9 protein-coding genes, 1 pseudogene and 1 CRISPR repeat array are annotated in these 9,402 nt (G+C 41.9%); of the genes and pseudogenes, 7 read left to right on the top strand and 3 right to left on the bottom strand.

Annotation, left to right across the window (positions count from 1 at the left end; genetic code table 11):
- Positions 1 to 775: 775 nt before the first annotated feature.
- Positions 776 to 2,113: a CRISPR direct-repeat array (repeat unit 36 nt; unit sequence GTTGTGGTTTGATGTAGAATAAAGATATAAGACAAC).
- A gap of 181 nt (positions 2,114 to 2,294) precedes the next feature.
- From HMPREF0671_RS11135 to HMPREF0671_RS11120, 4 genes are all read left to right on the top strand, one after another.
- Positions 2,295 to 2,702 carry a hypothetical protein gene (locus tag HMPREF0671_RS11135; RefSeq protein ID WP_036900682.1) on the top strand — a complete coding sequence of 136 codons (408 nt, stop codon included), beginning with the start codon at positions 2,295 to 2,297 and terminating at the stop codon, positions 2,700 to 2,702.
- Between the two features lie 108 nt (positions 2,703 to 2,810).
- Positions 2,811 to 3,053, top strand: coding sequence for a hypothetical protein (locus tag HMPREF0671_RS11130; RefSeq protein WP_036900679.1), 243 nt, complete (start codon positions 2,811 to 2,813; stop codon positions 3,051 to 3,053).
- A gap of 391 nt (positions 3,054 to 3,444) precedes the next feature.
- Complete coding sequence (gene bcp, locus HMPREF0671_RS11125) at positions 3,445 to 3,894, top strand: thioredoxin-dependent thiol peroxidase (protein ID WP_036900677.1); 450 nt, start codon at positions 3,445 to 3,447, stop codon at positions 3,892 to 3,894.
- Positions 3,895 to 4,017: 123 nt separating this feature from the next.
- On the top strand, positions 4,018 to 5,052 hold the full coding sequence (locus HMPREF0671_RS11120; protein ID WP_084589774.1) for a YeiH family protein: 1,035 nt from the start codon (positions 4,018 to 4,020) through the stop codon (positions 5,050 to 5,052).
- On the opposite strand, the gene HMPREF0671_RS11115 is transcribed toward HMPREF0671_RS11120, so the two are convergent.
- Positions 5,013 to 5,558, bottom strand: a complete 546-nt coding sequence (locus tag HMPREF0671_RS11115; RefSeq protein ID WP_156958415.1) for a hypothetical protein — start codon at positions 5,556 to 5,558, stop codon at positions 5,013 to 5,015. The two genes, HMPREF0671_RS11120 and HMPREF0671_RS11115, sit on opposite strands and share 40 nt — an antisense overlap.
- A gap of 161 nt (positions 5,559 to 5,719) precedes the next feature.
- The gene (locus HMPREF0671_RS11110; protein ID WP_036900668.1) at positions 5,720 to 6,568 is read right to left on the bottom strand and encodes an ATP-binding cassette domain-containing protein; all 849 of its coding nucleotides are present in this window, start codon (positions 6,566 to 6,568) and stop codon (positions 5,720 to 5,722) included.
- 690 nt (positions 6,569 to 7,258) lie between these two features.
- Between HMPREF0671_RS11110 and HMPREF0671_RS11105 the strand changes: the two genes are divergently transcribed.
- The 3 genes from HMPREF0671_RS11105 (at position 7,259) to HMPREF0671_RS11095 (ending at position 9,055) form a co-directional block, all read left to right on the top strand.
- Positions 7,259 to 8,119: an enoyl-ACP reductase gene (locus tag HMPREF0671_RS11105; protein ID WP_036900665.1), complete on the top strand. Its 861-nt coding sequence runs from the start codon at positions 7,259 to 7,261 to the stop codon at positions 8,117 to 8,119.
- A gap of 482 nt (positions 8,120 to 8,601) precedes the next feature.
- The gene (locus HMPREF0671_RS11100) at positions 8,602 to 8,787 is read left to right on the top strand and encodes a DUF4250 domain-containing protein (protein WP_036900662.1); all 186 of its coding nucleotides are present in this window, start codon (positions 8,602 to 8,604) and stop codon (positions 8,785 to 8,787) included.
- Positions 8,788 to 8,806: 19 nt separating this feature from the next.
- Positions 8,807 to 9,055 carry a hypothetical protein gene (locus HMPREF0671_RS11095; RefSeq protein WP_036900659.1) on the top strand — a complete coding sequence of 83 codons (249 nt, stop codon included), beginning with the start codon at positions 8,807 to 8,809 and terminating at the stop codon, positions 9,053 to 9,055.
- Between the two features lie 77 nt (positions 9,056 to 9,132).
- Here the strand turns inward: HMPREF0671_RS11095 and HMPREF0671_RS11090 are convergent.
- Positions 9,133 to 9,402, bottom strand: a pseudogene (locus tag HMPREF0671_RS11090) (MATE family efflux transporter); the annotation flags it as partial.

The raw sequence follows: 9,402 nt of genomic DNA, 5'->3' as shown, positions 1-9,402 counted from the left end.
CATATTAAAATTACCGAGCTGTTCCCCTTTGCCATGTACGTGGCTTTCCCACGCTCAGACTACTACGGGAACTCCGTTGCCATGCGGAGTTTTCAGAGCCTATGCTCATAGCCTTTCGGCATCTCCGTGTAGGCAATCCCCATTTAGTGGTCTTGATAACTTGGCTTGACAGACTGTCGGATGCAACGTACATCCTTTTCCGTTCTCTGACGGATATGTCGCAGTAAATTCCTTGCCCATCACTCCGTTCAATAAGCGTGGGTACTGCGAGGCAACGTATGTAACTGCTTTCCGTTGCCACCTCTACATTAGTCATAGGACTATTGTTCAACCAATCAGGCTTCATCCTTGTGTCTGTCTTTTCCCATAGCAATTCAGTCGCAGTTTAGCAATTAACTGACTTATCGCGTTACCGACATGCTTCACTCCCCGTTTGGTTTCCCATTCGGATAAGTCGGTATGGGATAGGTTTATAAATTGGAATACTAACCTAATCACTTGCCAAAGTGATAATTATCAAGCCCCTATTATGGGCGCACCAAACGTGTAAAAACATTCACGCCAACACAAGGTCATGTTAGTATTTTGACTATCACGGATAGACAATATGCCAGAATTATCAATATTTGGGGAGAAATTAAAACAAAAACAGAGAAAGCTCCTATGCAATTGGAATTTTTTTAGTATTTTTGCTCTTATCTACATAAGAGACGACCACTTCATATACTCTAATCCTATCATATCTCATTGATTTATAAGGATATAAGACATATATGTTGTGGTTTGATGTAGAATAAAGATATAAGACAACTCGTTTACATCGAACTGAATATATTCATAGTTGTGGTTTGATGTAGAATAAAGATATAAGACAACCGATTAGATAGCATTAAGTATGGTTCACTGTTGTGGTTTGATGTAGAATAAAGATATAAGACAACGAGTGGTGGAGACATAAGTGTAACGATAAGTTGTGGTTTGATGTAGAATAAAGATATAAGACAACATATAACGATAATACAACTAGAAAGTACAGTTGTGGTTTGATGTAGAATAAAGATATAAGACAACGCAGAGCAGTATGTAACGGAGCGCAAATGGTTGTGGTTTGATGTAGAATAAAGATATAAGACAACCAAAGCCACTCACAAAGGACATTCCCGCCGTTGTGGTTTGATGTAGAATAAAGATATAAGACAACACAATGACCAAATGACTATTATCAGAGACGTTGTGGTTTGATGTAGAATAAAGATATAAGACAACCTGTAATAAAGCAACAGAAACCTCCTTGGGTTGTGGTTTGATGTAGAATAAAGATATAAGACAACAGTGTTTCGAGTATAGCTCTCTTACTTCTGTTGTGGTTTGATGTAGAATAAAGATATAAGACAACTGGACTTGTTTACTCTTGGATTATGACCGAGTTGTGGTTTGATGTAGAATAAAGATATAAGACAACAACAAGGGAAGAACTTGGACGTGGATTTGGTTGTGGTTTGATGTAGAATAAAGATATAAGACAACTTATGTAAATCCTCATTCTTACAAACGAGGTTGTGGTTTGATGTAGAATAAAGATATAAGACAACCTTAACACCGTAATGCGCCAACATCTGTTGTTGTGGTTTGATGTAGAATAAAGATATAAGACAACGTTAAAGTGAAAAATAGTGCATAACGACTGTTGTGGTTTGATGTAGAATAAAGATATAAGACAACTCAGCAAACCATAGTGAATGCGACCGACGCGTTGTGGTTTGATGTAGAATAAAGATATAAGACAACAGTGTTTCGAGTATAGCTCTCTTACTTCTGTTGTGGTTTGATGTAGAATAAAGATATAAGACAACATTATTATCTATTATCTTTCGACGGTCGAGTTGTGGTTTGATGTAGAATAAAGATATAAGACAACGATATGTGGACGACTTCTATTGCATCCATGTTGTGGTTTGATGTAGAATAAAGATATAAGACAACGCAAGAACCTCACAACGACCACCCCGGCAGTTGTGGTTTGATGTAGAATAAAGATATAAGACAACGGCGCTGACATTTGTTCTAGAACTGCATCGTTGTGGTTTGATGTAGAATAAAGATATAAGACAACGAAACAGGCTGATTAATGCGCCTGTTTTCCTCTTAAAAAGAATTATGTCACTTACGGCTCTGTTGATGAAGAGAGTGGCAGATATTGTGTAGAGCTGGAATTTTACAGCCTTCACGATGGCGACCAGATTGTTTCACTCTGGTTCGACAAAGAAAACCCTAACGAAACATTTGCTGAAGCATTGAGCGATTATTATGAAGACTTTGATGTGGATGAGTATGTGGGTATGTGGCTCGACGCTAAAAAAGAACGTCCTTCTGTGTGCAACTTGTCAGCACGTCAGTTAGTAGAAGATGGTGAAGATGTGGATAAGTTTCTTGGAAAGTTGAGCGATGAAATAGACAAAAGCCTTCGCAACGTACCAACTGAAACAGCCGTTAAGCGTCTTCTGTTTGCAATACAGCGCGGTGTGGTGAATGCTACTCGCATAATGCAAAGAGGCTCTTTCTGGTGCGATAGATGCACTGTTATGCCAGTCTTTTGTTCTTATGGTCAAATTGGATATACTTTCAATTTCGACTGGTGCGACCAGACAATAGAATGGGATTACGAATTAGGGAAAGTAACACTAAACGGTGTTCAACGATAAAACAAAAATATAATGAAAACATCAAATAAATTACATTCCTTCCTGCTCAGTCAGCAGGAAGGGCAAACACTCCTCACTGCAAAGGATTATCCCTGGAGTGTATTGCAGGTGATACCGACCACTCCTGATAAGTTCAACCAGGTAGTGGAAAAGCTCAAGGAGCGCGGCATGGTAGCCACTCACGACACCGATCGCACATTTTGTATCATACACCTCGCTTCGGGCGACCATGACGGCCAACATCCAGAGCGACACATCAATGTCACTCAGAGTAACTATGAGCAGATAATAGAGGATCTGAAGGACGTGATGGCTCAGGCTGCTGTGTGGTATAAAACGAATGTATTATAGACCATTCAAAGAATAGGAATTTATGGAACATGATATGATATTAATACGAGAACTTTACGACTTAATTTGTAAAAGTCAGTACAAAAGTGTGTTACTTTTCACTGAGGTGAAATCTTACTAAAGTTTTTTACCTTACAAGAAATTCCAAAGCGTAAATCCGAGTTGTGGTTTGATGTAGAATAAAGATATAAAAGAACGAGGATACAAAACAATTATTTCACATTAATTTTGTCGATAATATACGAGTTTAACGCTAACTATATACCCTTTATCCCTTATTTTCATTACCTTTGTAGCTGAAATACTGCACTCGACAATTTGAAAGAAGACTTTCATTGCGCTCGTGTGCACCATATTTCCGCCAATAAACAACAACTAAACACTTTTAACTATGGAAGTAGGAAATAAGGCACCCGAAGTATTGGGACGCGACGAAAAAGGTAACGAGATTAAATTGAGCGACTTCAAAGGACAAAAGCTGGTATTATATTTCTATCCAAAGGATAGTACATCGGGTTGCACTACAGAGGCTTGCAATCTACGCGACAATTACTCCGAACTTCGCAAAGCCGGCTATGCAGTCGTAGGTGTAAGCGTTCAGGATGAGAAGTCGCACCAGAAATTCATCGATAAAAATGAGTTGCCCTTCCCACTCATCGCAGATACCGAGAAGACATTGAATGAAGCTTTCGGCGTATGGGGTGAGAAGAGCATGTATGGTCGTAAATATTTTGGTACATTCCGTACCACCTTTATCATCAACGAAGAGGGAATCGTAGAACGTATCTTCACTCCCAAAGAAATCAAGGTAAAGGAACACGCCAAGCAAATACTTGGGTAAACGTTTACCCCCATCTCTCTACTCAAGATACGAGAGTAACGATTATTAATAATATAACACCAATCAATAACTCCGCTCTACCCTCTTTCTTTCATATCAAGAGATAAGGAGCGGCCTCTTTTTATGCAATTATCATCATCAAGGAGCAGTATGCTCCACGGAGTGCTACTGATAACACTCTTCGCTTGCGCCGCATTCTACATCGGCGACATGTCATTCGTCAAGCAGATTTCATTCAGTCCGATGATTGTCGGTATCATTTTAGGTATGCTCTATGCCAACAGTCTCCGCAATAATCTGCCCGAAACATGGGTTCCCGGTATCGCTTTCTGTTCTAAACGAATCCTCCGTATCGGTATCATCCTTTACGGTTTCCGACTCACTTTTCAGGATGTTACAGCCGTAGGATTACCTGCCATCGCCATCGATGCCATCATGGTGACGGTCACGGTATGCGGTGGTATACTCATCGGACGACTGCTCCACATGGACCGAGGCATCGCTTTGCTCACATCGGTTGGCAGTGGTATCTGTGGAGCCGCGGCTGTATTAGGTGCCGAGTCGGCCATTAAAATCAAACCATATAAGACGGCTGTGGCCGTTGCCACGGTCGTTATCTTCGGCACACTCTCCATGTTCCTCTATCCTATATTGTATCGTAGCGGCATATTTGAGTTATCTCCTGAGGCCATGGGTATTTTTGCCGGTTCTTCCATTCACGAAGTTGCACACGTCGTTGGTGCCGGCAATGCCATGGGTAAAGAAGTTTCCGACGTAGCCATCATCGTCAAAATGATCCGTGTCATGATGCTTGTACCGGTACTATTAGTCATTAGTTACAGCGTAGCACGTGCTACCAGACAAAATGCAAGCGATAATGAGCGCGGCAAAATCACCATTCCTTGGTTTGCCATTCTATTTTTAGCCGTTATCGGGTTCAACTCTTTCGACCTCTTGCCCGAATCTCTAGTGAACTTTATCAACACTTTTGATACGTTCCTTCTGACCATGGCCATGACCGCACTTGGTGCCGAAACGAGCATCGAGAAGTTTAAGAAAGCCGGTTTTAAACCCTTCGTATTAGCAGCCATTCTTTATCTTTGGCTCATTGGTGGAGGCTATTGTTTGGCTAAATTCGTCGTTCCGGTATTGGTATAAATACATATATATAAACAAAAGAAGCCGTGAGAATTCACGGCTTCTTTTGTTTGATAGGTAAGATAATATTCCATACCACCCAAGACCATTCCACATACGACAACAGTCACCAATGGTCCCACCCTGCGGAACACTACCATCGTCACCAAAAAGACGGTATGAATCCATAAATCTCGACAAGTAAAGAAGTCTTGATTCTCACATATATCACGCCAAACATAAGGAGTTATCATGCTATACGAATCAATAGAGACTATCAAGTGCAATATATAGTAGAATAATTCTGTACACATCCAAACACCTAAAAATAGTGCAAAGAAAGACAACAATCCAAAGAGGTAACGCGACAAAAACTTCTCTAGAAAAGAAGCAGGTAACATCAACTCTGATACCAACTCATGTGGCTTACACATCCCCTGCATGATTCCCATGCCAGAAATAACGAATACTATTCCCAAAAACGTAGCCACAATACCTCCTAAAAACTTGGTCACAGACATTTGCATATCTTCTATATGAAGGAGTGGGATTATCATATATAAGAATGCGGCACCCAATACTGCGCCTAAGAGTCCCGGTCAATAGCGTAAGCAGCCAGTGTATATGCGCCACTTCAATAGTTTCCCAAATCTACGTATGTTAAATGTTTCCATCATATTTCCTCCATTTAATTGTGTTCTTGGTTTTCCAGATTGGTAAAATTTGCTTGATTCACCATTGCATTGAACAGTAATTCCAAGTTCAAGAGCGTATCTTTATCGCCTGTTTGACGGTGACACATCACAGCATTGCCTTGCAATGCCGGTTCTGCGTAAATCACTGTATCGTCCATCTCGCTCTGTCGGCGATAGCCGAAAGTGTATCTATCGGTCAGTTCCCCCACTGAAGCATTGAGCAAGAGTTGTGAATGGTCAAGCAGTAAGATATGGTCTAGCAGCGACTCCACATCGTGTACTTGATGAGTAGAGATAATCATGGTGCGCTCTTCGGTCATGTTGTTGGCTATAATCTTGCGGAAGAGACTCTTCGAAGGTATATCCAAGCCGTTGGTAGGTTCGTCCATTACCAGCAACCGAGTTCCCGAAGTCAATGCCAAACACATATATACTTTCTTCTTTTGTCCCATAGAGAGTTCGTTCAACCGTTTCACTTCGGGCAATTCAAACTCCGACAAGCACTTGATTAACACCTCGTCGGAAAACCGAGGATAAAAGTCACGGTGCATCTCAATACACTTCATCATACTCATCCGTGGCATTTCAAATGTTTCGGGGACGATATACACATCCTGCAACATCTCCACTCGACGTGCATTTACGTCCATACAGTCAATATACACACGTCCTTGCTGCGGACGCAACAAACCGCAAACAAGATTGAGCAACGTACTCTTACCCATCCCATTTTTACCCAATAGACCGTAGATGCGGTTTTCCGGCAAAGAAAGCGAGAAGTCGTCGAACACCGGTTCTACCTTCTTGCTATAGCCAAACGTCATGTTTTGAATTTCTATCATACCCGTATTTTTAAACCAACCTTAGTGTACTACTATAATAGCACGCTGCAAATGCATTTCATTTTAGACTTTCTTGCAATTTTTTCTCAATATTTTTTCATATCACCGTGATTTTTTGAACAGTAAGTATATAACATGTCGCGTACCTACATAAAATAGAATAATCCCCACAATTCAAAACTTATGAACTTAGAAACTTATAAACTGAACTCTAAACTCGTCTACTTATCAACTCTATATACCCTCCTTCCCCTTTTGGGGAACCACCAGTCATCGACCTAATAGTCGCTGTTGGCGTAACAGGTGCTTTCTTTCTACTCATTACTTGTATACTTGTCAACTCTATATATCCTCCCTCCCCTTTTGGGGAGGGACGGGGTGGGGCTGTTGCAGCGCCTTGTCAGCGTTACTGCCTAGCCCATTCAGCATTGCTGCAAAGCCTAGACAGCGATGTTGCCACGCCCTTGCAGCCAACCAGTTAACAAGTAGACGAGTTAACAAGTGATAAGTTATGGAGTTGACAAGTGACGAGTTGGGAATGAAAAACTCATGAACTCACGCCTCTATAATATGCACAACACAGCCCTATCTGTGCAAAAACGGGTAAGAAATAGGACAATTCGGTTGGCTTATCAACAAAAAACACATACCTTTGCATTCTCAAATTATTATATAGAAACAAATAAAACGATGAGTTACAATCTTTTAAAAGGTAAAAAGGGTATTGTTTTCGGGGCACTGAACGACAAATCGATTGCTTGGAAGGTTGCCGTAAAGGCAGTAGAAGAGGGCGCACAGATTGTGCTGTCCAACACTCCTATGGCTATCCGTATGGGAGAAGTTGCCGCATTGGCCAAGCAAACTGGCGCAGAAGTCATTGCTGCCGACGCTACCAATGTGGAAGACCTTGAAAACGTATTCAAGAGAGCTATGGAAGTTCTCGGTGGTCCGGTGGACTTCGTACTCCACTCTATCGGTATGTCGCCCAATGTGCGTAAGAAGAGAACTTACGACGATCTAGACTACAAGATGCTCGGACAGACACTCGACATATCAGCCATTTCATTTCATAAGATGATTCAGGCTGCCAAGAAATTAAATGCGATTGCAGAATACGGTTCTGTTGTTGCCCTCACCTACGTGGCTGCACAGCGCACATTCTTGGGTTATAACGACATGGCAGATGCCAAAGCTTTGCTCGAATCTATCGCTCGTAGCTTCGGTTATATCTATGGCCGTGAGCACAACGTACGTGTGAACACCATCTCACAATCGCCCACAATGACCACAGCCGGTGCCGGTATCAAAGGTATGGATCGTCTGTACGACTTCGCTAACCGCATGTCGCCACTAGGCAATGCCACGGCCGATGAGTGCGCCGACTACTGTATTGTGATGTTCTCCGATCTCACTCGTAAGGTAACTATGCAGAACCTCTTCCACGATGGTGGCTTCTCTAGCATGGGTATGAGCCTGCGTGCCATGACAGCCTACGAGAAAGGTATCGCCGACGAGTACAAAGATGAAGAAGGAAACATTATCTACGGATAATGTAGTAAAACATTGCTACGATTTAAGAATAACGTTTTCAATCAATAAGTAGCAGTGTTAAAGCAAAATAGAGATGTAAAATCTACTTATAACATATAAATAAATGTATATCAATGCCAGTCCGAAGGACTGCCTATAAATAGCCGGGAACTATCAAGCGATAGCGAAGATAGTCTCCGGTTTATAATATTCGGGGTATCCAGTCTGGCAAGACTGCCCACGCACAATCTGTTATACAATTGGCAAACTTGAGGGAGTCTTATCAAACACGAATTGGTCTTTGCCTTATCTCCGTAGGTTTTCGCTGCGCTCCAATGCAACACCGATGAAGCGATAATCTTTCATACAACAGTCATCAAGATATGAAATCAACAAACATTCATCTGTTAACTCCCTCTATAACTCCAATGCCAGATAGGCATTTAACTCCCGATCACTCCAAAGTTGAGCATCTCTGCGAAACTTAAATACTCTTTATACACATGGACCACCTACCACAAAACGACATACCGATGCTTGTTTCGGCCATCAACTTCCTGTTGCGCGACGAAGAATTTGACAATCTTGACCAGATATGTTACCATTTCAACATAGGCAGAAAAGACTTGGAGGCACGCATGGCAAAGGCCGGTTTCCAATATTCGGAGACCGAGAAGCGATTTTGGTAAACCACAAACATCGACTTATATGATTACAAAAGACAGTATAGAATCGGCTTACAGCTTCTTCCATCAGAAGTATCGTGTGTATCAATACTCCACGCTCGATTGGCAAAAAGACGATATAGAATATGCTATTGGTTCGTACGTGGCTGACATGAACAAGGACTTGTACGCGCTATTGGCCAATGGAAATGATTCATATCTGCTAGACCATACCTGCTTTGATGCCGACCTTTCATCGGCAGTGGAGCGGTTGGAGGAAATGTTGGAGTGAGTTTTTGAGTTGTTCAGTTTCTGAATTAATGAGTTATTGAGGGAGTTCTTGAGTCGGAAAGGGCTTGAGTTGTTCCCTTAACCTAACTTGGCTTGCAGCCATTTACCGCGATACAAACGCCAAAGGAACATGCAACCACGGAACGTAAGTTCCGCTGCCATAGCTGTCCAAACCCCTTTCAGGCCATAATGAGGTGCCAATAAAGCTGCTGTGGTAAGACGTAAGCACCACATACTGCCCAAGTTGATGAGTGCAGGACGCAAAGTATCGCCAGCTCCCACACATACACTGTAGGCCACAATGGCTGCAGCAAAGAACGGTTCTGCAAAGGCTTCGATGCGAAGAGA

Origin of the sequence: Prevotella sp. S7 MS 2, from assembly GCF_000762865.1 — a bacterium.
Lineage (GTDB): Bacteria > Bacteroidota > Bacteroidia > Bacteroidales > Bacteroidaceae > Prevotella.
This window is presented reverse-complemented; position numbering and strand designations above follow the sequence as displayed.